Source organism: Streptomyces parvus (assembly GCF_014648875.1).
GTDB classification, from domain to species: Bacteria; Actinomycetota; Actinomycetes; order Streptomycetales; family Streptomycetaceae; genus Streptomyces; species Streptomyces parvus.
On the sequence record NZ_BMRY01000002.1, the window covers coordinates 233,691 to 258,835 of the forward strand.

General features: G+C 72.7%; 25 protein-coding genes. 4 read left to right on the forward strand and 21 right to left on the reverse strand.

Going from position 1 to position 25,145, the window contains the following annotated elements; all coding sequences use genetic code 11:
- Nucleotides 1–250 precede the first annotated feature (250 nt).
- Nucleotides 251–745 (forward strand): DUF3145 domain-containing protein, encoded by a 495-nt coding sequence (locus IE140_RS07185; protein ID WP_032761950.1) that lies wholly within the window; start codon nt 251–253, stop codon nt 743–745.
- Between the two features lie 207 nt (nt 746–952).
- Here IE140_RS07185 and fabF read toward each other — a convergent pair whose 3' ends face one another.
- The 5 genes from fabF to IE140_RS07210 all read right to left on the reverse strand — a co-directional run bounded on the left by fabF (nt 953) and on the right by IE140_RS07210 (nt 5,852).
- A complete protein-coding gene (gene fabF / locus IE140_RS07190; RefSeq protein WP_032761949.1) occupies nt 953–2,215 on the reverse strand; it encodes a beta-ketoacyl-ACP synthase II in 1,263 nt (420 codons plus the stop codon).
- Between the two features lie 76 nt (nt 2,216–2,291).
- On the reverse strand, nt 2,292–2,540 hold the full coding sequence (locus tag IE140_RS07195; RefSeq protein WP_032776045.1) for an acyl carrier protein: 249 nt from the start codon (nt 2,538–2,540) through the stop codon (nt 2,292–2,294).
- A 64-nt stretch (nt 2,541–2,604) separates the two neighbouring features.
- Nucleotides 2,605–3,636, reverse strand: a complete 1,032-nt coding sequence (locus tag IE140_RS07200; RefSeq protein ID WP_093441911.1) for a ketoacyl-ACP synthase III — start codon at nt 3,634–3,636, stop codon at nt 2,605–2,607.
- A 9-nt stretch (nt 3,637–3,645) separates the two neighbouring features.
- Nucleotides 3,646–4,563, reverse strand: coding sequence for an ACP S-malonyltransferase (locus tag IE140_RS07205; protein WP_109178406.1), 918 nt, complete (start codon nt 4,561–4,563; stop codon nt 3,646–3,648).
- Nucleotides 4,564–4,652: 89 nt separating this feature from the next.
- Nucleotides 4,653–5,852, reverse strand: coding sequence for a PucR family transcriptional regulator (locus IE140_RS07210; protein ID WP_150195251.1), 1,200 nt, complete (start codon nt 5,850–5,852; stop codon nt 4,653–4,655).
- A 144-nt stretch (nt 5,853–5,996) separates the two neighbouring features.
- On the opposite strand from IE140_RS07210, the gene IE140_RS07215 reads away from it, so the two are divergent.
- Complete coding sequence (locus tag IE140_RS07215; RefSeq protein ID WP_093441916.1) at nt 5,997–6,656, forward strand: pirin family protein; 660 nt, start codon at nt 5,997–5,999, stop codon at nt 6,654–6,656.
- 9 nt (nt 6,657–6,665) lie between these two features.
- On the opposite strand, the gene IE140_RS07220 is transcribed toward IE140_RS07215, so the two are convergent.
- From IE140_RS07220 to IE140_RS07260, 9 genes are all read right to left on the reverse strand, one after another.
- On the reverse strand, nt 6,666–7,373 hold the full coding sequence (locus IE140_RS07220; protein ID WP_093441919.1) for a DinB family protein: 708 nt from the start codon (nt 7,371–7,373) through the stop codon (nt 6,666–6,668).
- A 132-nt stretch (nt 7,374–7,505) separates the two neighbouring features.
- Nucleotides 7,506–7,931, reverse strand: coding sequence for a hypothetical protein (locus IE140_RS07225; RefSeq protein ID WP_150195253.1), 426 nt, complete (start codon nt 7,929–7,931; stop codon nt 7,506–7,508).
- A gap of 31 nt (nt 7,932–7,962) precedes the next feature.
- Nucleotides 7,963–9,378: an MFS transporter gene (locus tag IE140_RS07230; RefSeq protein WP_150195256.1), complete on the reverse strand. Its 1,416-nt coding sequence runs from the start codon at nt 9,376–9,378 to the stop codon at nt 7,963–7,965.
- A 148-nt stretch (nt 9,379–9,526) separates the two neighbouring features.
- Nucleotides 9,527–10,339: a serine hydrolase domain-containing protein gene (locus IE140_RS07235; protein WP_150195258.1), complete on the reverse strand. Its 813-nt coding sequence runs from the start codon at nt 10,337–10,339 to the stop codon at nt 9,527–9,529.
- Nucleotides 10,340–10,442: 103 nt separating this feature from the next.
- Nucleotides 10,443–11,663, reverse strand: a complete 1,221-nt coding sequence (locus tag IE140_RS07240; RefSeq protein WP_032776058.1) for a glycerate kinase family protein — start codon at nt 11,661–11,663, stop codon at nt 10,443–10,445.
- A complete protein-coding gene (locus IE140_RS07245) occupies nt 11,660–13,105 on the reverse strand; it encodes an SLC13 family permease (protein ID WP_150195260.1) in 1,446 nt (481 codons plus the stop codon). Before IE140_RS07245 ends, IE140_RS07240 begins: the two co-directional genes overlap by 4 nt.
- 97 nt (nt 13,106–13,202) lie before the next feature.
- Nucleotides 13,203–13,862, reverse strand: a complete 660-nt coding sequence (locus IE140_RS07250; protein WP_010057476.1) for a response regulator transcription factor — start codon at nt 13,860–13,862, stop codon at nt 13,203–13,205.
- The gene (locus IE140_RS07255; protein WP_176741778.1) at nt 13,859–15,298 is read right to left on the reverse strand and encodes a sensor histidine kinase; all 1,440 of its coding nucleotides are present in this window, start codon (nt 15,296–15,298) and stop codon (nt 13,859–13,861) included. Before IE140_RS07255 ends, IE140_RS07250 begins: the two co-directional genes overlap by 4 nt.
- Entirely contained in the window at nt 15,288–15,548 is a 261-nt protein-coding gene (locus IE140_RS07260; protein WP_088574317.1) for a small hydrophilic protein, read from the reverse strand. Before IE140_RS07260 ends, IE140_RS07255 begins: the two co-directional genes overlap by 11 nt.
- 158 nt (nt 15,549–15,706) lie before the next feature.
- Here IE140_RS07260 and IE140_RS07265 point away from each other — a divergent pair, with 158 nt between their 5' ends.
- Nucleotides 15,707–16,114 (forward strand): MerR family transcriptional regulator, encoded by a 408-nt coding sequence (locus IE140_RS07265; protein ID WP_032762277.1) that lies wholly within the window; start codon nt 15,707–15,709, stop codon nt 16,112–16,114.
- Nucleotides 16,111–17,127 (forward strand): aldo/keto reductase, encoded by a 1,017-nt coding sequence (locus IE140_RS07270; RefSeq protein WP_150195262.1) that lies wholly within the window; start codon nt 16,111–16,113, stop codon nt 17,125–17,127. Before IE140_RS07265 ends, IE140_RS07270 begins: the two co-directional genes overlap by 4 nt.
- Nucleotides 17,128–17,184: 57 nt before the next feature.
- Here IE140_RS07270 and IE140_RS07275 read toward each other — a convergent pair whose 3' ends face one another.
- The 7 genes from IE140_RS07275 to IE140_RS07305 all read right to left on the reverse strand — a co-directional run bounded on the left by IE140_RS07275 (nt 17,185) and on the right by IE140_RS07305 (nt 25,063).
- On the reverse strand, nt 17,185–18,417 hold the full coding sequence (locus IE140_RS07275; protein ID WP_150195264.1) for an acyltransferase family protein: 1,233 nt from the start codon (nt 18,415–18,417) through the stop codon (nt 17,185–17,187).
- Nucleotides 18,414–19,547, reverse strand: a complete 1,134-nt coding sequence (locus IE140_RS07280) for an alpha/beta hydrolase (protein ID WP_150195266.1) — start codon at nt 19,545–19,547, stop codon at nt 18,414–18,416. The genes IE140_RS07275 and IE140_RS07280 overlap by 4 nt, the downstream gene beginning before the upstream one ends.
- Before the next feature lie 140 nt (nt 19,548–19,687).
- On the reverse strand, nt 19,688–20,377 hold the full coding sequence (locus IE140_RS07285) for a response regulator (RefSeq protein ID WP_032761924.1): 690 nt from the start codon (nt 20,375–20,377) through the stop codon (nt 19,688–19,690).
- Entirely contained in the window at nt 20,374–21,750 is a 1,377-nt protein-coding gene (locus tag IE140_RS07290) for a sensor histidine kinase (RefSeq protein ID WP_189460202.1), read from the reverse strand. Before IE140_RS07290 ends, IE140_RS07285 begins: the two co-directional genes overlap by 4 nt.
- Nucleotides 21,751–21,959: 209 nt before the next feature.
- Entirely contained in the window at nt 21,960–22,928 is a 969-nt protein-coding gene (locus tag IE140_RS07295; protein WP_093441956.1) for a DUF4429 domain-containing protein, read from the reverse strand.
- 86 nt (nt 22,929–23,014) lie between these two features.
- Nucleotides 23,015–24,223: an alpha/beta hydrolase gene (locus IE140_RS07300; protein ID WP_093441959.1), complete on the reverse strand. Its 1,209-nt coding sequence runs from the start codon at nt 24,221–24,223 to the stop codon at nt 23,015–23,017.
- Nucleotides 24,224–24,409: 186 nt separating this feature from the next.
- The gene (locus IE140_RS07305) at nt 24,410–25,063 is read right to left on the reverse strand and encodes a TetR/AcrR family transcriptional regulator (protein WP_150196537.1); all 654 of its coding nucleotides are present in this window, start codon (nt 25,061–25,063) and stop codon (nt 24,410–24,412) included.
- Nucleotides 25,064–25,145: the final 82 nt, after the last annotated feature.

The window sequence follows — 25,145 nt, forward strand, 5'->3', positions numbered from 1 at the left end:
AGACCGACGGTACGTCACACGGACGGCCCCGGCGCACGGTAGCTTTTTCCCGTCGAACCAGTGGTGTTCCGCCCGCCCGCGCACACACGGACGGCTCCGGTACATTACGTCACGTCACATACTGTCCCTTTTCAGGAGATTAACTCCCGATGCTGTTTACTGATGACAACCTCGGGCTCTGGCCGGAAAGAGGCGGTACGGACGCGAGGCCGCTGGGGAAGGCGTACCTCGTCCCACACGGGAGGTTCCGGTGACGACACGTGGAGTCCTGTACGTTCACTCCGCACCGCGCGCGCTCTGCCCACATGTCGAGTGGGCCGTGGCGGGCGTCCTCGGTGTGCGGGTCCAGCTGGACTGGATCAGACAGCCGGCCGCGCCCGGCACCTGGCGGTCCGAATTCTCCTGGAAGGGCCGCGCCGGTACGGCCTCGCAGCTCGCCTCCGCGCTGCGCGGCTGGGACCTGCTGCGCTTCGAGGTGACCGCCGAGCCGTGCCCCACCGCCGAGGGCGAGCGCTACAGCTCCACTCCCGGCCTCGGCATCTTCCACGCCGTCACCGGAATGCACGGCGACATCCTGGTCCCCGAGGACCGGCTGCGGGCGGCCCTGGCGCGTTCGGTGCGCGGCGAGAGCGACCTGGAGGCCGAGATCGCCTCCCTGCTCGGCAAGCCGTGGGACGACGAGCTGGAGTCCTTCCGCCACGCGGGCGAGGGCGCACCGGTCCGCTGGCTGCACCAGGTGGTTTGAGCCCCTCCGGTGTTCCTGGCCTCGCGGTGACCGGCGGGCAAATCAAGCCCTCCGGTGCTCCTGACCTCGCGGTGACCGGGGCGCATTTCAAGCCCCTCCGGCGATTGAGGAGCGGGGTCCGGGGCAGCGCCCCGAAGAACGATGAAGCCCGCCTCCCGAACACCGGGAAGCGGGCTTCACACGTAGAGGCGGCCGGAGGGCCTGGCGTCACACGGACCGGAACGCCAGCACCACGTTGTGCCCACCGAACCCGAACGAGTTGTTGATCGCCGCGATCGGCCCCTCGGGCAGCGCCCGGGGCTCACCGCGCACGACGTCCGCCTCGACCGCCTCGTCGAGGTCGTCGACGTTGATGGTAGGCGGTGCCGTGCGGTGGTGCAGCGCGAGGACGGTGGCCACCGTCTCGATGCCGCCCGCGCCACCCAGCAGGTGACCCGTCATCGACTTCGTCGCGGAGATCGCGACATGGTCCAGGTCGTCGCCCAGCACCTTCCGGAGCGCCTTGATCTCCGCGATGTCACCCTGCGGCGTCGACGTGGCGTGCGCGTTGAGGTGGACCACCTCGGACGGCTTGAGGTCGCTGGAGTCCAGCAGGTTCTGCATCGCGGCCGCGATGCCCCGCCCGGTGGGCTCGGGCTGCGCGATGTGGTGGGCGTCGGCCGACAGACCCTGGCCCAGCACCTCGCAGTAGACCTTCGCGCCACGCTTGGCGGCGTGCTCGGCGGACTCCAGGATGACGACGCCCGCACCCTCGCCGAGGACGAAGCCGTCCCGGCCGGTGTCGTACGGACGCGAGGCCTTCTCGGGCTCGTCGTTGTTCTTGGACATCGCCATCATGTTGGCGAACGCGGCGATCGGCAGCGGGTGGATCGCCGCCTCCGTGCCACCGGCGACGACCACGTCGGCACGGCCGGTACGGATCATCTCCACGGCGTACCCGATGGCCTCCGCGCCGGACGCGCAGGCCGAGACGGGCGTGTGGACACCGGCCTGGGCGTTGACCTCCAGGCCGACGTTGGCCGCCGGGCCGTTGGGCATGAGCATGGGCACGGTGTGCGGGGAGACGCGGCGTACGCCCTTCTCCTTCAGCACGTCGTACTGGTCGAGCAGGGTGATCACGCCGCCGATGCCGGAGGCGATGACCGAGCCGAGGCGCTCGGGCGCGATGGCCTCGTCCTCGCCGGCCTTGGCGGTGAAGCCCGCGTCCGCCCAGGCCTCGCGGGCCGCGATCAGCGCGAACTGCGCCGAGCGGTCCAGCTTGCGGGCCAGCGGGCGGGGAAGGACGTCGCCCGGGTCGACCGCCGCGAGGGCGGCGATCCGGACGGGCAGATCGGCGAAGCGCTCGCCTTCGAGAGGCTTGACGCCGGACCGGCCGGCCATCAGACCTTCCCAGGTCGATGCGGAGTCGCCACCCAGCGGAGTGGTTGCGCCGATACCGGTGACGACCACGGTGCGATTGGTCGAGTTCACTGGAAAATCTTCTCCACGTGTAGAGGGTCGTGAATCAGCGGCGCCACCGCCGGGTGGCGACACAGCCGGGCTGGGATCAGCCCTGGTGCTTCAGGATGTAGTCGGCGGCGTCGCCGACGGTCTTGAGGTTCTTGACGTCCTCGTCGGGGATCTTCACGTCGAAGCGCTCCTCGGCGGCGACGACGACCTCGACCATGGACAGCGAGTCGACGTCCAGGTCGTCGGTGAAGGACTTGTCCAGCTTGACGTCCTCGACCGGGATACCGGCGATCTCGTTGACGATGTCGGCGAGACCGGTGACGATCTCTTCCTGCGTGGCGGCCATCTTGGCGCTCCTTCGGTGGGTTTCTTCGGTGTTTCGTAGCTACGGACCCAAAGGTCCGGTGTGCCTAGGGGAGGGTAACGACCGTCGCGGCGTAGACGAGACCCGCCCCGAAGCCGATGACGAGCGCGGTGTCGCCGCTCTTCGCCTGACCGGTCGCCAGAAGCCGCTCCATGGCGAGCGGGATCGAGGCGGCGGACGTGTTGCCGGTGGACTCGATGTCACGGGCGACCGTGACATGCTCCGGCAGCTTCAGGGTCTTCACCATCGAGTCGATGATCCGCATGTTGGCCTGGTGCGGGATGAAGACGTCCAGGTCCTCCGGGGCGATCCCGGCCGCGTCCAGCGCCTGCTGGGCGACCTTCGCCATCTCGAAGACGGCCCAGCGGAAGACCGCCTGGCCCTCCTGTGTGATGGCGGGGAACTTGACCTCGCCCTTCGAGTCGAGCGGCAGCTGCGAAACGTCGCCGAGGCGGAACTCGTTCCAGCCGACCGTCTGCTTGATGGTCTCGGACTTGTCGCCCTCGGAGCCCCACACGGTCGGGCCGATGGCCGGCTCCTGGGAGGGGCCGACGACGACCGCGCCCGCGCCGTCACCGAACAGGAAGGCCGTCGCACGGTCCTCCAGGTCGGTGAGGTCGCTGAGCCGCTCGACGCCGATCACCAGTACGTACTCCGCCGAGCCCTCGACGACCATGCCCTTGGCGAGGGTGAGGCCGTAGCCGAAGCCCGCGCAGCCGGCCGAGATGTCGAAGGCGGCGGGCTTGCCCGAGCCGATCCGGTGCGCGATCTCGGTGGCGACGGCCGGGGTCTGCTTGAAGTGCGAGACGGTCGAGACGACGACCGCGCCGATCTGCTCGGGGTCGATACCCGCGTCGGCGATGGCCTTGCCGGACGCCTCGATCGACATCGCGGCCACGGTCTCCTCCTCGGAGGCCCAGTGGCGGGTGACGATGCCGGAGCGGGAGCGGATCCACTCGTCGGACGAGTCGATCGTCTCGAGGATCACCTCGTTCGGCACGACCCGGGTCGGGCGGTAGCCGCCGACTCCGAGGATCCGTGCGTACGGGGCGCCCTGGCTGGGCTTGATCTTCGACATGCTCGCTCCTTAGACGCCTGCGTGCTCGGAGATGAGCGCGCGGGCCGCGTCGAGGTCGTCGGGGGTCTTCAGCGCGAGCGTCCTCACACCGGGCAGCGCGCGCTTGGCGAGCCCGGTCAGGGTGCCGCCGGGGCTCAGCTCGACGAGTGCGGTGACCCCCAGGGACTGGAAGGTCTCCATGCACAGGTCCCAGCGGACCGGGTTGGCGACCTGCCCGACCAGTCGGGCGACGACCTCGGTGCCGGTGGCCACGGTGTGGCCGTCGGCGTTGGAAACGTAGCGCACGGTCGGGTCGGAGACGGTGAGGTCGCCGACCGCCGCGCGCAGCTTCTCCACGGCCGGGGCCATGTGGTGCGTGTGGAACGCGCCGGCCACCTTCAGCACGACGACCCGGCGCACGCCCTCGGGCGGGTCGGCCTCCAGGGCGGCGATCTGGGCGGCGGTGCCGGCGGCGACGATCTGGCCGCTGCCGTTGATGTTGGCCGGGGTCAGTCCGAGCTTCTCCAGGTGCGGCACCGACACGGCGGGGTCGCCGCCGAGGAGGGCCGCCATCCCGGTCTCGGTGACCGCGGCGGCCTCGGCCATGCCGAGCCCCCGGGTCCGGACGAAGCGCAGGGCGGCCTCGTCCTCGATGACACCGGCGAGCGCGGCGGCGGTGATCTCACCGACGCTGTGGCCCGCGACGACGTCGGGGGCGGCGGCGTCCAGAGCGGTCGCCGAGAGCAGACCGGCGGCCACCAGGAGCGGCTGTGCCACGGCGGTGTCGCGGATCTCGTCCGCGTCGGCCTTCGTGCCGAAGTGGGCAAGGTCGAGCCCGATGGCGTCGGACCAGGCCGCGATGCGGTCGGCGGCACCGGGGAGGTCGAGCCAGGGAGTCAGGAAGCCGGGCGTCTGAGCGCCTTGGCCGGGAGCGACGAGTACGAGCACCCTCACACTCTCTCTTGTGGACGGCTCCGCACGCCCGTGGGGACAGGGACGAAGAACCGTCGGGGGAATTGTTGAAGTCCAACAAAAGTCTAGGACTGAGGATCCGCTGCGGCCAAGCGCCCCAGGATCAGGGCGATCCGCAGCGTGAACGCGGAGCGCACATCAGAGGGTGACCATCCGGTGACGTCGGTCACACGTCGTAGCCGGTAGCGCACGGTGTTGGGGTGGACGAAGAGCATCCGGGCGGCGCCTTCCAGACTGCTCGCCTGCTCCAGATAGACACTCAGCGTTTCCAGAAGAGCCGAACCGGCCTCCTCCAGCGGTCTGTAGATCTCCTCCACCAACTGGTCCCGCGCGGCCGGGTCTCCGGCCATCGCGCGCTCCGGGAGGAGATCGTCCGCCAGAACCGGACGCGGCGCGTCCTGCCAGGCCGAGCACGCCTTCAGCCCGGCCGCCGCCGCCTGCGCGGACCGGGTCGCGGCCAGCAGGTCCGGCACGACGGGCCCGGCCACGACCGGCCCGGCCGCGTACGGCCCGATCAGGCCCTTCGCGACCTGGAGCGGATTGTCGCTGCCGCCCGCGATGACGACGAGCCGATTGCCCAGGACCCCCGTGAGGACCTGGAGCTTGGCGTGCCGGGCGGCGCGCCGGATCGCCTCCACGGTCAGCTCGCTGTCGCCGTCGGGCGCGGTGCCGAGGATGACGCAGACGTGCTCGGGGGAGTTCCAGCCGAGCGCGGCGGCCCGGGACACGGCGCCCTCGTCGGCCTCGCCGGAGAGCACCGCGTTCACCACCAGCGACTCAAGACGGGCGTCCCAGGCGCCCCGGGCCTCGGCGGCCTGGGCGTAGACCTGGGCGGTGGCGAAGGCGATCTCGCGCGCGTAGACGAGCAGCGCCTCCCGCAGCAGCGACTCGTCGCCGGGGGCGGCCACCTCCTCGATCGCGGCCTCCATGACCTCGATCGTGGTCCGCACCATCTCCACGGTCTGCCGCAGGGTGATGGCCCGGGTCAGTTCGCGCGGGGCGGTGCCGAACACATCGGTCGAGATCGCCTGCGGGGTCTCGGGATGCCGGAACCACTCGGTGAACGCGGCGATACCGGCCTGGGCGACCAGGCCGATCCAGGACCGGTTCTCCGGCGGCATCGCCCGGTACCACGGCAGCGATTCGTCCATACGGGCAATCGCGTTCGCGGCCAGCCGGCCGGAGGACTGCTCCAGCCGTTTCAGGGTCGCGGCATGCAGGTGGGCGTCGTGGGTGGCGGGCTGCTCAGGATCGGGTCGGGGCACGAGGACAAGACTGCCTTATCGGGCCGGTGGATCGGTGGGGCGGGGCGACGCTGCCCCGTACCGGCGGGTAGCGGAACACCGGGCGGGACTGCCGGGCCACCGCCTCCGGACCCGCACCGGCGTCCCCCGGGCTACCGTGGCCGGGTGATATCCGTGCACCGGTCCGAGGACCGCTACCGGGGCGGCGACGAGGCCGCCGGGATCGACACCCGGCACGCCCTCTCCTTCGGCCCCTTCTACGACCCGGACAACCTCCGCTTCGGCCCGATCCTGGCCTGCAACGAGGAGCGCCTCGCCCCCGGCGCGGGGTTCGAGGAGCACCCGCACAGCCATACGGAGATCGTCACCTGGGTCGTCGAGGGCGAGCTGACCCACCGCGACTCGGCCGGCCACTCCACCGTCGTCCGGGCCGGGGACGTGGCCCACCTGAGCGCCGCCTCCGGGGTCCGCCACGTCGAACGCAACGACGGCACCGACCCGTTGACCTTCCTCCAGATGTGGCTGGCGCCTCTGGAGCCGGGCGGCGAACCCGCGTACACCGTGGTGCCCGGCATCGCCGACTCCACCCCGTACGCCCTGCCCGGCGCGGGCGCGATGCTCCACGTCCGCCGCCTGACCGAGGACGAACGCACGGCGGTCCCGGACGCGGTGCGCCTGTACGTCCACGTGGTGCGGGGCCGCGTCGGCCTCGGCGGCGAGGAGCTGGGCCCCGGCGACGCCGCCCGGATCACCGACGCCCGGGGCCTGGCGGCGGTCGCGGTGGCGGGCCCGGCGGAGCTGCTGGTGTGGGAGCTGGCGGGCTGAGGCCCGTCGCTACCGGCGGGCCCGCCACAGGTCGCGCAGCAGGGCGATCTCGGCCATGTGGTGGATGAGCTCCAGATTGCCGTTGGCCAGCGTGCCGATGTACGCGTCGTCGGGGTCGGAGCCGTAGGGGTACTGCGAGAGGCCGACCGTGTCGAGCTGCTCCTCGGTGAGCGCGCCGATGCTCGCGCGGTGGCGGTCGAGGGTCGCCCAGAACCGCTCCAGCGCGAGCGAGGCGGACGGGGTGAAGTCGACCAGCAGATGTGGGTCCTCCCGCCGCTCGCCGAAAGTCCACTGCCAGCGGCCCTCGAAGTCGGAGTGCAGATGCCCGAGCCGCCACGCGATGGTCGTGATCGGTACGACGTCGGGCTCCGGTTCACCGGTGAACGCGAGGACCTCCTCGACCCGTTCGACGCTCACGCTCCAGTCCTCGGCGATCTTCACGACGGACATCCCGCTCGCCACCTGCCGCGCGACCTCCGCGTACTCGTTCGCCGGGATATCCGGCGCCCCCTTGTCGATGACCCAGGCGCCGGGACCGTACGCCCGGGGCGTCACCGCCTCCTCCCGGCGCCGGATCGACCAGCTGCCGGGTGCGGGCTCCCAGAGGTACTCCTCGTCGCCGAGCCCCCGCAGCCGGACCTCGGCCATCTCCCGCGCCTGGTCGAACTGCTCGATCAGAACGCCCAGTCGGTCGGTCCGTTGCTCCTGCCCGCTCATACGAAGCTCCCTCGTCGTGGCCCCGGGCATCCCCGGCGTCCGGAGGGAAGCTAACGGCTCACCCGGCGGGGCGCGACCGAATTCCCGGAGGGTTCCCCTCGGGCCTGTTCGACGACAGGCCCTGGCCTCCGGTCACCCCTGGGACCGCCCGGACTCCTCGGACTCCTTCGCGCGCCTCTCCGCCAGCCGGTCCAGCTCGCGCATCGCCTGGGCGTGCCCGCTCATCCGGCGGCTCACGCTGCCGGTCGTGAACAGCGCGGTTCCCACGAGCGCCACGGGGATGGAGAGCCCGAGGACGGCCAGCGCCTCGGGCCAGTCGCGCTCGTCCGCGCAGTAATCCCCGGCGTACACACCCTCGTTGGCGGTGCCGCCGTCCGTGAACAGCCGCGCCGCGCACTCCTTCTCGAAGCCGGAGCGCGTCTCGACCGAGTACTCGGTCATCAGCAGCACGGCACACCAGCCCCAGAGCAGGCCCGCCACCACCAACAGGATGGTGCCCCAGTCACGTATGCGGGCGGCCCGCTCCCGGAATTCGAGGTCGTAATCTCGTGATCGCATGGCGGACGAATCTAGCAGCGCACCCCGCGGCTCAGTCCTTCCGGGCGCGGGCGGCCAGGACGGCGACCAGCAGGGTCGGTACGAGCAGCAGCGAGAAGGCGATCGCGTAACCGCCGAGCCGGCTCGCCCCGGCCGCCAGACCGGCGTTGAGCACGGCGGTGGCGAACGCGAGGACCACGACCTGACCGAGGTTCATGTTGGTCTGCATCGCACCGGTGGTGTGGCCCAGCCGGTCCGGCGAGCTGTGGGAGAGCGAGAGCACCGTGACACAGGGGTCGAGCATGCCCATGCCGATCGCCGCCAGCGGCATGGCCGCCATCGCGAGGAGCGGCGACACCCCGGAGAAGCTGCCCGCCACGGCGAAGGCCACGGACACCGCCATGATCAGCGCGCCGGCCGTGACGAGCCGGTGCCGGGCGACGTCCTGCAGAAGCTTCCCCTGCACCCACGATGCACCCGCCCACAGCACCGCGGAGGCCGTGAACGCCACGCCGACCGTCACCGCGGCCACCCGCCGCTCCGTGATCAGCATCAGCGGAACCAGCGCCTCGACCGTGAAGTACGTACCCGACGTCAGCCCGCGCAGCAGCACCGCCGTGGGCAGCCCGCGGGCACTGCGCCAGGTACCGGCGGGCAGCAGCCGGGGCGCGAAGACCACGAGGAGCGCGACACCGGCGGCGACGAACAGCAGGTGGCGCAGGTCCCATCCGGACACGCCGTACTGGCCGAGGGCCGCGCCCAGGCTGAGCATCGCCGCGACCAACAGCGGGGGCCGGGCAGCGCGTTCCCCGGCGGACGGGAGGCCATCGGCCCGGGCCCCGTCCTTCGCGGGGGCCCGGCGCAGGACCGCCACCAGGGCGAGGGCGGGCAGTGCCGTCAGCGCGGCCAGACCGTAGAAGACCACCCGCCAGGACCAGGCCTCGGCGACCACCCCGGCGATCGGCGGCCCGACCAGCGACGGGACGATCCAGCTCGCGCTCATCATCGCGAGCATCCTGGGCCGCAGATACTCCGGATACGACTGCCCGATGGCGGTCGTCACGGACACCGCGACCATCCCGGCCGCCAGCCCGTCGACGAAGCGGCCGATCACCAACTGCCAGACGGACACGCTGGACGCCGACACCAGCAGCGTCACCACGGAGAGGACCATGCCGAGGGCCAGCGGGCGACGGGCCCCGGAGCGGTCCGCCCAGTGCCCGCCCAGCACCCCGCCGAGCAGACTCGCGGCAACGAAACAGCCCGCCACCAGCGGGAACAGGGCCACCCCGTCGAGATCCTCGGCCGCCGTCGGCAGCGTGGGCACCACGGCCAGGGCGGCGAACCCGGTCAGGAACATCACCGTGGCGAAGGTCAGCGTGGCCGCCGCGTGCTGCCGGGAGAAGATGTCCGGCGGGGCCTCGTCGATGTCGCTCGATGGGGGGTGGACGGCCTGTTTCGCGGTCATCGAAGTCCCGTTGACGTAGCTCGACACCCCGAGGCTTGGTCTGGACCACCCCGGGGCCAGGCGAGAAGCTATGTCAGGGCCGAGGTGCGGGCAACCGGATTTCGGTGCGAACTCGGCACGGGCGGAGGTGAGTCGGGCGGCAGCCGGTTCAGGACAGCTCGGCCAGGACCGCGTCCGTGAACGGGGTCCACGCCTCCGCCGCCCACGGGCCGAAGGCGCGGTCCGTCAGCGTGACGCAGGCGACGCCCGCGACCGGGTCGATCCACAGGAACGTGCCCGACTGGCCGAAGTGTCCGAAGGTGGCCGGGGAGGACGAGTCGCCCGTCCAGTGCGGGGACTTGGAGTCACGGATCTCGAAGCCGAGGCCCCAGTCGTTCGGGCTCTGGTGGCCGTAGCCCGGCAGGACGCCCTTGAGGCCCGGGTGCACGACGCTCTGGGCCTCCAGGACCGTCCGCGGGTCGAGCAGGCGCGGGGCCTGGACCTCGGCGGCGAAGCGGACCAGGTCGTCGACCGTGGAGACGCCGTCGCGGGCGGGGGAGCCGTCCAGGGTCGTGGAGGTCATGGCCAGGGGTTCCAGGACCGCCTGGCGCAGGTACTCCGCGAACGGGATGCCGGACGCCTTCGCGATGTGGTCGCCCAGCACCTCGAACCCCGCGTTGGAGTACAGGCGGCGGTTGCCGGGCGGGGCCGTCACCCGGTGCTCGTCGAAGGCGAGGCCGCTGGTGTGGGCGAGCAGGTGGCGCACCGTGGAGCCCTCGGGCCCGGCCGGCTCGTCCAGCTCGACGGCCCCCTCCTCGTACGCCACCAGCGCCGCGTAGGCCGCGAGCGGCTTGGTGACCGAGGCGAGGGGGAAGCGGTGGCCGGTCGGCCCGTGCGTGCCGAGGACCGTGCCGTCCGCCCGTACGACGGCGGCCGCCGCGGTCGTGACCGGCCAGGTGTCGATGATGCGCAGGCTCTCCATGCTCCCGAGCCTAACGGCCGTGCCCGGCAGCCTGCCCCGGGCCCCGGGAAGCAGGCCCCGGGCCCCGGGGAAGCCCCGGATCCGCCGCCCCGCACCGCAGCCCTCACGCTGCCACCGGGGTCACCGGCGCCCCCGAGGCCAGCCGGGTCCCCAGCGCCATGATCCGCATCGCCCGCTCCGTCGCGTCCGCCAGGAACTCGCTGCTCCGGCCGATCGCCTCTCCCAGCGTCATCGGCGCGGGCAGGATCGCGCTGTACGCGTCCACGCCCACCGCCCGTACGTCCTGCGCGCCCGGCCCGATCGTCCCGGCCAGTACCAGGACCGGGATCCCCGCCGCCTGCGCCCGGCGTGCCACCTCCGCCGGGATCTTCCCGCGTACGGTCTGGTGGTCCAGCGCGCCCTCCGCCGTGATCACGAAGTCGGCGCGGGCCAGACGGGCGTCCAGGTCGAGGCCGTCGAGGAGGACGTCGTACCGGGGAAGGAGGCGGGCGCCCACGGCCGCCAGCCCCGCCCCCAGGCCGCCCGACGCTCCCGTGCCGGGGGCCGTCCGCAGGTCGACCGGGGCACCGGCCGACGGGGCGAAGGCCGGGGCCAGGTCCCGGGTGAGGACGGCGGCCAGCCGCTCCAGGCCCGCCGACAGCAGCTCCACCTCCGCCGGGGTCGCCCCCTTCTGCGGGCCGAACACCCGGGCCACGCCGCGCTTTCCGCACAGCACGTTGTACGGGTTGCAGGCCACCAGCAGGTCGGCGTCGGCCAGCCTCGGGTCCAGGCCGGCCGGGTCGATGTGCTCCAGCTCGTGCAACGACCCGCCGCCCGGGCGGATCTCGCGCCCGTGCCGGTCGGTCAGCCGGGCCCCCAGCGCCTGGAGCGCACCCGCGCCTCCGTCCGACGTACCGGAGTCACCGCAGCCGACGAGGATGCGCCGCGCCCCGGCGTCCAGGGCCGCCCGGATCAGCTCGCCGACACCGTACGTCGTCGTCGCGCCCGGGTGGCGGCGGTCCGGCGGGACCAGGGCGAGGCCCGCGACGGCCGCCATCTCCACGACGGCGGTCAGCGGTCCGGGCCCGCCCAGGAGCGCGAAGTGCGAGGAGACCGGGTCGCCGACCGGGCCCGTCGCCGTGCACGGCACCAGCCTGCCGCCGCCCGCCAGGGCCAGCGCCTCGGCCGTGCCCTCGCCGCCGTCGACGAGGGGGATGAGGTCCAGTTCGGCGTCGGGGATCACCCGGCGTACCCCGGCGGCGATGGCCTCCGCGACCCGGGCGGCGGACAGGGACTCCTTGAAGCCGCTGGGGGCGATGGCGATGCGGTGGGTGTGACGGGTCATGGCTGGGGCCTTTCGTTCGGATCGAGGAGGACGGGCACGCCGAGCAGCGGCCAGACGACGAGGGCGAAGGCGAGGACGAGGGCCGCCGTGAGCGGCGCGAGGAAGGCGGACAGCCGCAGCAGGTCGCGCGGGGTGTACGTCGGAGTGCCGGGCACGTCCGCGAAGAGCGCGACCGGCTTGGCCGAGGACGGCAGGGTGTGGCAGAAACCGGCGGCGGCCGTGGACGCCAGCGCCGCCGTGACCGGGTTGACCCCCGCCCCGATCGCCGCCGCGACCACCAGCGGCACGAGGACGGAGGACCGGGCGGAGCGCGACTGGAGTGCCAGATGGGCGGCCGTGCTGACGACGACCACTCCGGCCAGGAACAGCCACGGGGGCGTGGAAGCCCCCAGCGGTATCCACCCCACCAGCCAGTCGGCCGCACCCGAGTCGGAGAGCGCGACGCCCATCGCCATCGTGGCGGCCATGAACAGCAGCAGCGGCCAGGGGACCGTCTTCAGGCCGTCCTTGAAGCGGACCGTCCCCAGCGCCGGCGAGGTCGCCACCAGCGCGCCGATCAGCGCGACCACGGCGGGCGACACCCCGTGCAGCGGCTCGCTGCACCACAGCAGGACGACGGTCGCCAGCAGCAACAGGCAGCGGGACTCCGCCGGGGTGAAGGGGCCCTCGACCGCCGTCTCGGAGTGCTCCTGGATCTGCGCCGCAGTGATCGTGACCGGACCCTTGCGGTCGGCCCGACGGGTCGTCGTCAACAGCACCAGCTCGGCGGCGAGATGGGACGATACGACGGCCAACGGCAGCCCGAGGACCAGCCATTGCACGAAGCTCAGCTGCTTTCCGGTCTGCTCCCACAGCACCCCGACCGTGATCAGGTGCGCGCCCGCCCCGATCAGCGTCGCGACGGCGGACAGCAGGATGACGGTCGGGAAGAGCAGCGCCAGCATGACGACCAGGCGCCTGCGCTCACGGAGCGCGGCCGCCAGCGCCAGGAACACCGGCAGGGCGAGCGCGGCCCGCCCCGACGTGGCCGGCACGGCGAATGCGGTGACGACCAGCCCCGCCGTGGTCAGATGCGTCAACTGGCGTACGGTCCTGGCCCCGCCGACCAGGAAGACGGCGGCCCGGCCGGCCAGACCGGTCCGGGTCACGGCGGCCGCCAGGACGAAGGCGCAGATCAGCAGCCACACCGTCTCGTCGCCCAACGTGGCGAACAGGGTCTCGCTGCTGATCACCCCCGTCACCGTCAGCGCCAGGCCCGCACCGAGCGCGATGTAGGCGTCGTCCACCGGGGTGGCGATCCAGGCGGCGGTGGCCAGGGCGAAGACGGCGAGCGAGAGCCGCCCGTCGGCGCTGAGGCCGGGGGCGACGCCGGGGACGGCGAGGAGTGCGCAGAGCCCGAGGACGGCACAGAGGCCGACGGTCTGCCGGAGAAGGAGAGGCACGCTGTACAGCCTCTGAAGGCGGGGTGAGCGGTCGATGAGCCGCCGGTGAAGGACTTTTCATCTCTCCGGAACCCCGACCCGGTCCGAACGAGCGGACCTACGGCAGCCGGTACCCCATGCCCCGTACCGTCTCCAGCCGTTCCGCCCCCAGCTTCCGGCGCAGCGCGCGGACGTACACGTCCACGATGTTGGAGCCGGGGTCGAAGTCGTACCCCCACACATGGGACAGGATCTGCTCGCGCGACAGCACCTGGCCGGGGTGGCGCAGGAACATCTCCAGCAGGACGAACTCGCGCGCCGTCAGATCCACCGTCCGGTCCTCCGCGCGGGCCCGGCGCGTCCGCAGGTCCAGGGCGAGGGTGCCGCTGCGCAACATGGTGACCTCGGGGGCGCGGGCGGCGGTGCGCTGGCGCAGCCGCACCCGGGCCAGCAGCTCCTCGAAGCGGAACGGCTTCGTCATCCAGTCGTCGGCCCCGCCCTCCAGACCGGCCACGGTGTCGCGGACCGAGTCGCGGGCGGTGAGCACGATCACCGGCAGCGTGACGCGCGCCTCGCGCAGCTCCCGCAGCACGGTGAAGCCGTCCCGGCCCGGCAGTCCGATGTCGAGCACCATCAGGTCGAAGCCGCCGGTCAGCGCGTGGCCGAGCGCCAGGTCGCCGTCCTCGGCGACGACCGTGGTGAAGCCGTTGGCGCGCAGGCCCTTCTGGACGAACGAGGCGATGCGCTCCTCGTCCTCGGCGATCAGGATGCGGTTCATGAGTCGGTCTCCAGCGTGAGTACGAAGGTGGCTCCGCCGCCCTCGGTGCGGCGCAGTTCGACGCCGCCGTGGTGGCCCTCCGCGATGGCCCTGACGATGGCGAGGCCGAGTCCGGCCCCGCTGGTGCGGGTCCCGCGCCGGGACGTGCCCCGGCGGAACCGCTCGAAGATGACCTCGGCGTCCTCCGGCGGAATGCCGGGCCCGTGGTCGGCGACGTACAGTTCCACGTGCCCCGCGTCCGCCCGGGAGCCGATGCGGATGCGCTGGCCGGGCACGGTGTGCTGGACGGCGTTCTGCGCGAGCTGGACCATCGCCTGCGTCATCCGCTGCGGATCCAGCCGCACTTCGCGGTCCGCGACCCCGTCGAGCACCCACTCCCGCTCGCCGAGGGTCCGCACCTTCACGAACACGTCGGCGGTCAGCTCCGCGAGCTGGACGGGCTCGGGGCGCACGAAGTCGGGGCGTTCGGCCCCCGCGAGCAGCAGCAGGTCCTCCACGATCCGGCTCATCCGGTCCAGCTCGTCCGTGACCAGCCGTACCGTCTCCTCCCGGTCCGCCGGATCGTCGCCCATCAGCTCCAGGTGGCCCCGGACGATGGTGATCGGGGTGCGCAGCTCGTGCCCGGCGTCGTCGACGAAGACCCGCTGCGCCGCGAACGCCCGCTCCAGCCGGTCCAGCATCGCGTTGAACGTCTCGGCGAGGGCCGCGATGTCGTCCCGGCCCTCCACGGGGATCCGCCGGGTCAGGTCCTGCTCGGTCAGCTCCGCCGCCGTCGTCCGCACGAGCCGGACGGGCGCGAGGATGCGCCCCGCGACGGCCCAGCCGATCCCGGTCGTCATCAGCAGGGCGATCCCGGACAGGGCGAGCAGCATCCAGAACGTCTTGTCGGCGACGGCCCGTTCGCGCTCCGGGTGGAAGGCGACGACGAACGCCCCGGGCTGCCCGCCCGCCGACGGCCCGATCTCGACCTTCGCCCAGCGCAGTTCGCCCTGCGGGCGTTGCAGCGTGCCGAAGGAGTCCTGGGAGTCGCGGATGCGGGTGAGCGAGTCCTTGTCCTTCCACAGGGCGATGTCCCGGGGCAGGTCGCGGCGCTGCCGGATGACGCCCGGCTCCTTGCCGGCCGGGCCGGTCAGTCCCAGCAGCTCCTCGTCCGGGTCGGCGTACTGGCGTTGCAGGTAGATGCGCAGCAGCCGGTCGGCGGTCTCGAACCGGCCGCCGGTGTCCGGGTCCACCCCCTGGGGCACGAAGTTCGCGAACTCGCCGGTCTCCTGCGTCAGCAGCTTGCTGATGCGGTGGTCCACGTCCCGCTGGAGGATCGACCGGACGGTGACGGCGACCGCGCCCAGCGCGACCGCCATCACGACCAGCAGCCACAGCAGGATCCGTACCCGGGCGGAGATCCTCGGAAAGCCCACGGGCGACCGGCTAACCGTCATCACCGAAGTCGTCGTCATCGTCGTCGTCGGCCGCGGAGGGGCCCGGGACGACGGAGCTGTCCGGCGTACGGGTCGGAGCGGGGGTGCCGCTCGGCGTCGGCGGTGCGGGGCGTGGACTCTCGTCCAGCTGAACGGCGGGAGGCACCTTCGGCGCCTCCGAGGTGTCGGTCATGGCGTAGCTGGTGGCCGCTATGCCCAGCGGTACGGCGACGACGGCCGCCAGGGCCGCAAGACGAGGTGAGAAAGCCATGGGTTCACCCTGACGGTCCCGGGCGGTACGAACATGAAGCCAGGATGAACATTCCTTCATCTCGGACAAAAGCGACATGTTCGTTCGAAAGGGGTTCCGGGAAGGCGACGTCGATTCCGCTTGCTTCGAGTGCACTCCAAGGATCTAGCGTGGAGGACATGACGGGCACAGGCACGGACAAACGCAGCTACAGCATCAGCGAGGTCGTCGCCCTCACCGGGCTCACCGCGCACACCCTGCGCTGGTACGAGCGCATCGGGCTCATGCCCCACGTCGACCGTTCGCACACGGGCCAGCGCCGCTTCCATGACCGCGATCTCGACTGGCTGGCCTTCGTCGGCAAGCTGCGGCTGACCGGGATGCCCGTCGCCGACATGGTGCGGTACGCGGAGCTGCTCCGCGAAGGGGAGTCCACCTTCGAGGAACGGCAGGAACTGCTGGAGGCGACCCGCCGCGATGTGATCTCGCGGATCGCGGAGCTCCACGACACCCTCGCCGTCCTCGACCGCAAGATCGAGTTCTACGCGGGCGCCCGCCGGGCGCCGGAGAGGCACAGGGTCCGATGACTGTTGACAAGATCGCCACCGTGGAGCTGGGAGCGGGCGGACCGCGGGTCGGTGTCCAGGGCCTCGGCTGCATGGGTATGAGCGAGTTCTACGGCGACACCGACGAACGCGCCGCCCGCGACACCCTCGACGCCGCCCTGGAAGCGGGCGTCACGCTCTTCGACACCGCCGACGCCTACGGGCGCGGGGCCAACGAGGAGTTCCTCGCCCCGTTCGCCGGGGCCCACCGGGACGAGATCACGCTCGCCACCAAGTTCGCCCTCGTCCGCACCGACGACCCCCACTACCGGGGCATCAGCAACGACCCCGCGTACATCCGTACCGCCGTCGAGGCGAGCCTGCGCCGGCTGAACACCGACGTCATCGACCTCTACTACATGCACCGCCGCGACCCGGCCGTCCCGCTCGCCGAATCGGTCGGCACACTGGCCGAGCTGGTCCGGCAGGGCAAGGTCAAGCAGCTCGGGCTGAGCGAGGTGACGGGCCCGGAGCTGCGCGAGGCGCATGCAGTGCACCCGATCGCGGCCCTCCAGTCGGAGTGGTCCCTCTTCAGCCGGGACGTGGAGAGGAGCGCCGTCGGCGCGGCGGCCGAGCTGGGCGTCACGCTCGTCCCGTACTCCCCGCTCGGCCGGGGCTTCCTCACCGGGGCCTTCACCGACGCGGGCAAGGACCTGGCCGAGGGCGACTTCCGCAAGCACCAGCCCCGGTTCACCGGCGAGAACGCCCGGACGAACGCGGCCCTGCTGGAGCCCGTCCACAAGATCGCCGCCGCCCACGGGGTGACGGCCGCCCAGGTGGCCCTCGCCTGGGTCCAGCAGCGCGCCGGGGTCCACGGCCTGAACGTGGTCCCGATCCCCGGCACCCGTAAGCGCGGCCGGCTCCTGGAGAACGTCACGGCGACCCGGCTGACCCTGACGCCGGACGAACTGGCCGCGCTGGAGCCGATCGCGGGCCGGGTGGCGGGGGACCGCTACCCGGACATGGGCAGTACGTCGGCGGCGCGGGAGGAGTAGCCCGGAGGGGTACGCGGTGATCGCCTGGTTCATGAAGTTCATGACGACGCCGCCCCCTCACGCCAGTCCCAGCGCGAACACCGCGAACCCCGCCGCGAGCAGCCCCGCCAGCGCGCGGCGGGCGTTCGCGGCGCGGGTGCCCGACCGCCACGGGGCCTCGAAGCGGCGCGCGTACCGGGCGATCAGCACCAGCAGCCCGGCGAACACCGGCAGCCAGGCGATCCGGGCGAGGATCCAGCCCACGGTGTCCGGTGAAGTCGTCAGCCCCGCCACCGCCGTGCCTCCCGCCCCCGCCAGCGAGGCCGGCACGGCGGCGGCCAGCATCGCGGTCTGGTGCCAGCACAGGATCGTCATCGCGGACAGGTTGACCACCACGACCGGCGCCCAGAGCAGCGGCTTGCGCAGCAGCCGCCCGAGCCGGTCGCGCAGCAGGATCGCCGCCCCGCTCTGGGCCGCCGCCAACGCCACCACCAGCAGCGACGGCGGATGCGAGTTCGTCCGCGCCTCGCCGGGCACGCCGACCATCGACGCCGGGTAGTGGAAGACCAGCAGCAGCACGGCGAACAGCACCCCGCCACCGATCAGCAGCAGCCGGGCCCCGCGCTTCTGGATCCGCCCCTCGCCCCACGACACACCGAGCTGATACGCGAACAGCCAGCCGGGCAGGACGTTGAGCACGCTCAGCCAGGACGGCATCGCCTCCGCGAACGGCCCGTAGCGCAGGAAGTCCACGACGGCGACGGAGACCAGCAGCGGGAGCGCCGCCCAGCCGCCGAGCTTCCGCGCCAGCGTGACGCAGACCGGGGTGAGGGCCGTGACCACGGTGTACACCCCGACGAACCAGAGCGGCTGGATCACCAGCGTCGACCCCGTACGCAGCGTGTCGCCCGGTACGCCCAGCGCGGAGAGCACCGCGAGCAGCACCGCCCACACGGCGCTCACCCCGAGCACCGGCCGGCCGAGCCGGGCCAGCCGGCCGCCCAGCCAGGCGGCCGTCGTCGAGGCCCGGCGGCGGTAGGAGAGGACCGAGGCGTACCCGCCGACCAGGAAGAAGATCCCCAGCATCTGGAGCACCCAGCTCGCGGGGGCCAGCGCCCCGAACACGGCCAGCGGGCTCGCGTTGTGCAGACCGTCCGAGTCCAGCCGGAACCCGCCGAGCATCCAGTGACCGAGCGGCACGGCGAGCAGCGCCAGGGCCCGCATGCCGTCGACGGCCCGGTCGCGGTGGGCGGGGGTGGAGGCGTCGATCCGGGCGGCGAGCCGCCGCGCGTTCTCCCGTACGGCGTTCACCGGGCGACCCCTTCCAGGACCGGCGCGTGCGCCAGGGTGTGCGAGCCCTGCGGCGTCTGCGCGTCCGCCGGCGTCCCGGCCTCTTCCCGCGTGGCCGTGCCCCGCGCGATCGCGGCGAAGGCCCGCAGCGAATCCGTCCCCGGTGCGAAGTAACCGGCGTGGCCCCGGGCCTCGTTCGCCGGAACGCGGCGGGCGCCGAACGCCGGGTCGGTCGGGTCCGTGCCGTGGCCGAGACCCGCGAAGCGCACGTTCGGCACGTTGTCGATCCAGTCGGTCGGGTCCTTCGCCGCCCACACCCGCGCCTTCGTCCGCAGCCCCGCCGCGTCGTCCGCCCGCATGCCGGGGGAGCCGAGGGCCACCAGGTCGGTGGCGGGGAGACGGCGTGCGGCGAGCCCGCAGACGACGGAGCCGTAGCTGTGGCAGAACACGGCGGGCTCGGGCAGCCCGTCCGCCGTCAGGCCCTCCGTGAACCGGGTCAGCCGTCCGGCGCCCGCCTCCGCGAGACTGCCGGTGGCCGCGTCGATGCCGACGCCCACCGGGGTGGTGTACCCGACCCAGGCGACGACGGCCGTGCCCGGACCGGCCGCCGTGTGCAGGGTCCTGGCCATCCCGGGCGGGGCCCCGTGCGCGGCGACCTTCCGGTCGAAGGTCCCGGCGTCGTTGTCGGACCCGGGCACCACCACGGAGACCCGCCGCGCGGCGCGCAGGTCCCCGAAGACCTCGGCGACCTGGCCGCGCCCACGCGGGTCGAAGGCGAGGATCTGCCGGCCGGGGGCGGCCAGCGAGCGGTAGCGGGGGTCGTCCTCGGCGGCCAGCGCGAGGGAGTTGGCGCGGTAGCGCAGCTCCAGCGGCACCCCGTCGAGATTCCCGACGACGGACGGATGCCGCACCAGTAGCAGTTGCCGCTCCCCGCTGCTCAACCCCGCGAAGAAGAACGCGACTTCGGCAGGCGTCGCGCGCTCCGGATCGGGCAGCTCCGCGCCCAGCACCCGGTCCGCCCGCCACTGCGCACTGCCCGGCGGCGGTCCGGTCAGCGCCTGCTGCGCATTCCCCGAAACCCAGCCCGTGGTCCCCGCCACCACACTGGTGGCCAGTGCGAACGCGACCAGCGTTCTCGCGTATCGGCGCATCGTGCCCTCCCTCTCCGGATCCGCACCGACCGGTGCGACCGGGAGGAAGGTAGGAAGAGGACGGGTGACGGGACGTCACACCGGGGAGCCAACCGCGGGGTGATACCGGGGTAGGGGGTGGACGAGCCCGGAACGGCGGGCTACGCCCCCGCGTCCCCCGGCGTCACCAGACCCGACTCGTACGCGAAGATGACCGCCTGTGCCCGGTCCCGCAGGTCCAGTTTGGCCAGCACCCGCCCGATGTGCGTCTTGACGGTCTGCTCGGCCAGCACCAGACGCCCCGCGATCTCCTGGTTCGAAAGACCCCGGGCGATCAGCTCCAGCACCTCGCTCTCCCGCGGGGTCAGCCCGTTCAACCGGAGCGCCTGCCCCGTGCGTGTCGCGCCGGCGGGCCGCTGCGCCGCGAAGTCCGCGATCAGCCGCCGGGTCACCGAGGGCGCGAGCAGCGCGTCCCCGGCCGCCACCACCCGTACCGCCGCGATCAGATCGGCGGGCGGCGCGTCCTTCAGCAGGAAGCCGGACGCCCCGGCGCGCAGCGCCTCGTACACGTAGTCGTCCACGTCGAACGTCGTCAGCATCAGGACCTTCGGCCGGTGCACCACCCCCGCCGGCGGGTTCAACAGCTCGCGCGCGGCGGCCAGTCCGTCCATCTCCGGCATCCGCACGTCCATCAGGACCACGTCGGGATGCTGGTTGCGGCTGACGTCCACGCCCTGGCGGCCGTCCGCCGCCTCGCCCACCACGTCGATGTCGCTCTGCGCCGCCAGCAGCGCCGCGAACCCGGCCCGCACCATGGCCTGGTCGTCGACGATGATCACGCGGATGGTCACAGATCCTCCGGAGAAGGTTGTACGGAAGGGGAGCCAGACGAGGACCCGGCAGCGGGGGCGCCGGCCGGGGGCAGCGGCATCCGGGCGGCCACCCGGAACCCGCCGTCGGGCAGCGGCCCGGTGTCCAGCGTGCCGCCGGTCAACCGTACGCGCTCGCGCATCCCCACCAGCCCGTGCCCGGTCCCGGCGCTCTCCAGCGGCGAAGCGGGCTTCGGGGCGGGCCCGTTGACCACCAGAACGCTCAGATGGCCCGCGGCTGCCCGGACCGAGACCTGGGTACGCGCACCCGGCGCGTGCCGCACCACATTGGCCAGCGCCTCCTGCACGATCCGGTACGCCGACAGATCCACCGCCGACGGCACCTCGCCCAGATCCGCGGCGCGCGACAGCGTCACCGGCAGCCCGGCCCGTACCGTCGCCTCCACCAACTGCTGGAGCCGGTCCAGGCCCGGCTGCGGCGCCCGGTCGCCCTCCGTGCCGTCGCTGCGCAGCACCGACAGCAGCCGCCGCATCTCGCCCAGCGACTCCCGTGCCGCCGCCGCGATGGACGCGAACTCCTCCCGCGCGGGCTCCGAGAGACCGGAGATCCGGTACGGCGCGGAGTCCGCCTGCACGGTGATCACCGACATGTGGTGCGCGACCACGTCGTGCAGCTCACGGGCGATCCTCGTCCGCTCCTCCAGCAGCGTGCGCTGCGCCCGCTCCGCCTCGCTGATCGTCTCCTGCTCGGCCAGCCGCCGGGTCGCCTCGCCCCGCTCCCGTACCGCCGCGCCGATCACCAGCACCACCGCGCCGAGGATCGGCAGCAGCAGAGCGCTGCCGGTGGCCCGGTCCGATGGTGCGATCAGATGCAGGACCGCCCCGGCCGCGGCCGTCGCCGCCCACACCGCGACGACGGTCCGCCGGGTCTCGCGCAGACCGAGGGCCAGCAGCACGAAGAGGTAGGCGACCAGGGTCGGCGGGGGCCACGGCCAGGTGTCGTGCCGCCCGGGATCGTGGGCCAGCAGCACCAGCGCGCCCACGATGTCGGCCGGGAAGATGATCCACCACGCCTGGAGAGGCCGGTGGGCGAGCATCAGCAACGGGGCCGCCTGGGCCACCCCGAGCGCCCCTGCCAGCGCGCCCGGCACGCCGTACTGCGAGGTCAGGACGGTGATGGTGACCGGGATGAAGGTCGCGGCCAGGGCGAGCACCACGACGTAGGGCAGCAGTCGCTGCCACTGCTTCGGCGCGTCGGCCAGCAGCGGGGTGGACGGATGGGAGGCGTGGGACAGCCCGTGGGCCAGCTCGCGCAGATTGCGGCGGGCGGCGCTCAGCAGACCGTCGGCGGGCGGCGGGGGCCCGGCGGGGGAGGAGGAAGGGGAAGTGGCCATGGCCCGGTCAGCCTAGGCAGGTGGAGGCTCCTCGGGCGTCATACCGGGGTTCCGACCCGGCCGGACCGCCTCATACTCCGGTACGGGGTCATGAGGCACGGCGGCCGGGCTTACGGGGGCCGAGGTACGGCGGTCCGGCCTACGGGGGCACGAGGTACGGCGGCCCGGCGCCGGGGGACAGGCCCCCGTGCCGGCTCACCGTTCACAGCTCACAGCTCCGCGAGCAGCTGGGCCTTCTTCGTCGTGTACTCGGCGTCCGTCACCAGTCCGGCCCGGTGCAGCTCGCCGAGGTGATGTATCCGCTCGGCGATGTCCGCGGGATCGCGCCGCCCGGCGTTCACCAGGGCCGGGGCGGAGGCGGCGGGCGCGGGCTGGGTCCTGCGTACGGATTCCAGGACGGCGGCGGCGAACGGCAGCGACTCGTGCACCGGCCCGTAGCCCAGGCCGAACAGCACGGCGGCCGGGTCCTGGTCCGCGGCACGGGTGAGCGGAGCCGCGGCGGGCACCCCGTCGGCAGATCCGCCGCCCGCGCTTCCGGAGCCGTCGGGACCGTGCAGATCGCCCAGGCTGCCGCCGGTGCGGTGGTCGACCGGGGCCGCCGCACGGGGCAGCAGCCGCAGATAGCCGTCGAGCGCCTCGGGCGAGCGCCATACGATTCCGGCCAACTCGCTCACCTTGAAGGTCTGGTCGCCGGCCTTCCACTTGGCGCTGGACGCCCCGGTCCAGGACCACCGGAAGGAGACCCGCTCGCCGTCGAAGCCGGCCCGGCCGTCGTACGCCTTGAAGTTCATCGGAGCCTCGGGGGCCGCCACCAGGAAGCGGTCGGCGGGCTCGTCGGACGCCGGGTCCAGCAGGGTCCGCAGCTCGTCCGCGTAGTACTCGGCGAGCACTTCCCGCTCCGCCGGAAGCACCAGGCGATAGGGGTCGCACCCCTCCTTGAGCTGCCCGGAGGCAGCCTCCACCAGAGGATCGGCACCCGCCCTCGGCACGGCACGCAGAACCACCGTGCCCCGCTTCCCCGGGGTCAGCGTCACCGACGACAGCGCCGCATACGGGATGCGGCGTTCCCGCAGGCTCTGGAAGAGCTTCGGTGTGCGGATGCCCCGTTCGAAGCGGATGAGCACGGAGTCGGTGTCGAACTCCCAGGTGGCATGAATTCCGGCCAGCACATCACCCATGTGCCTCATCGTATGCGGCACAGTCCCGCACGTCCCCCCTCGAAGTACGTCCCAATTTTTCGGCCCGGTACGGTCCTCTACGCGCGTCAGCCGTTCCGCTCGCCGGAAATACCGCTGTGGCATGCGCTGTCGGCGCTCGCGCAGCTGACCGACCCGTACGCTCCGACGCCGATCGCGGCGAAGTTGTCGAGGCTCTCGGTGCCCGGTTCGAAGTAGCCGCTGTGCCCGGCGGCCCCGGCCGCCGAGACGATCCGCGCACCGAACGCCGGGTCGACCGGGTCGGCCCCGTGACCGATCCCGCCGAACTCCATGTGCGGTACGTCCCCGATCCAGTCGTCCCCGTCCCGCGTCGCCCAGATCCGGGCCCCGGTCTCCAGCTGCCCGGCGTTGGCGGCCCGCATGCCGGGGCTGCCCGCGACCGCGATGTCGGCCACCCGGTCGGGGGCCCGGTGCGCCGCCACCCCGCACACCACGGAGCCGTAGCTGTGGCAGAACAGCGAGACCTTCGAGGTGCCGGGCAGTGCGCCGACCATCGCGTTCAGCCGGACCGCGCCGTCCGCGGCGAGCCCGCCCAGGGCCGCGTCCATGCCGAGACCGGCCGGCGAGGTGTAGTCGGCCCACGCGATGACCGCCGTACGGGTGCCCGGGGAGGCCGAACGCTCCGCCCCGTACAGGGACTCGGCCATGCCGACGGGGGCCGCGTACTTGCGCTTGCTCCGCTCCAGGGTCAGCAGATGGGTGTCGACGCCGGGAACGACGACGGAGACCCGTGCGGCCCGGTCGAGATCGCCGAACACCTCGGCCGCCCGGCCCTTCCCGGACGGATCGAAGGCCAGGATCTGCCGCTCGCCCCTGAGCAGCGACCGGAACCGGCCGAGGCGGGCCTGCGCCTCGTCGCGCCCGTCCGGTGAGAGCTTCTCGTCGTGCGCCCGCACCTTCTCCACAGCCGCGGCCTGGCGGAGCGCCACCCGGTTGGCGTGGTAGCGCAGGGTGACCGGCGCGCCGTCCAGGTTCCCCACCACCGACGGGTACTTGCCCGCGAGCGCGAACCGCTGCCCGGAGGTGAGAGTGGCGAAGAAGTGGGCCAGCCGATAGGCGGGGGCGTCGACCTCCGGCAGCGAATGGCCGGCTATCCGGTCCCGCGCCCAGGCGGCGAGCGCCAGCTCGCGCGGACCGTCGGCCTGCTGATCGCGTACGGCGCTCCAGCCCGTCGTCGCCAGCATCACGAACACCACCGCTACGGCGAGCAGCGCGCGCCATACGGTCAACGTGGGGGAGGTGTCGAAAGAAGTCACTGCGCCACACCCTAGGAGACGCGCGCCGACGACCGTGATTCGGGTGACGTACATCACCCGTCCGCGAAGGATTCACCCCGGATTCCTCACGGAGGGTCATGGTGGTCCCGAGCCCACGCCATCTCGCCTGTGCGGGCCGTGCCATCTCGTACCTGCGCGCCGCGTCGGCCTCGCGTGCGGGCCGCGTCAGTCCTGACGCCAGTCGCGGGCGAGGGCCGGGACGAGCTGGTCGAGATACTCCTCGGTCAGATCGCGCAGCGCCTCCACGCTCGGATCGACCCCGTGTCCCCACAGCTGGCCGGTCACCCGCATCACCCCGGAGAACGCGGCGACGGCCACCCGCGGCCGGGGATCCCGCTCCACGTCCAGCCCCTCGCGCTCCGCGATCAGCTGGGCGATCTGGTTCTCCAGGGCGATGCCGCGTCGCATGTGGGCGGCGAGCAGGGAGGGGGTCGACTCGATCATCTGGTAGGTCCGCATGTGGAGGTCGACGGTGATGACCTCCTCGATCGCCTCGCCGATGCTGTTCCACGCGCTCAGCACCGCCCGGCGCATGGCCTCGAAGGGCGCCTCGTGCGCGGGGCGCCGGCGCAGTTCCTCGATGAAACGGGACTCGACCATCTCCTGCACGGCGAAGGTGGTCTCCTCCTTGCTCGCGAAGTAGCGGAAGAAGGTGCGCTGGGAGACCTCCACGGCGTCGACGATCTCGTCGACGGTGGTGCGTTCGTACCCCTGGGTGGTGAACAGTTCGAGGGCGGCGCGCAACAAGGCGTCGCGGGTGCGCTGTTTCTTGCGTTCACGCAGTCCGGGTCGGGGCTCGACTGTCTGCCCGTCGGTCACGTACCGGTCCCTCTTTTCCCGTGTTTGTCCAGCTCAGCATACCTGTGAGCTTCGTGTGAGCTACGTGACAGTTACTGACTTG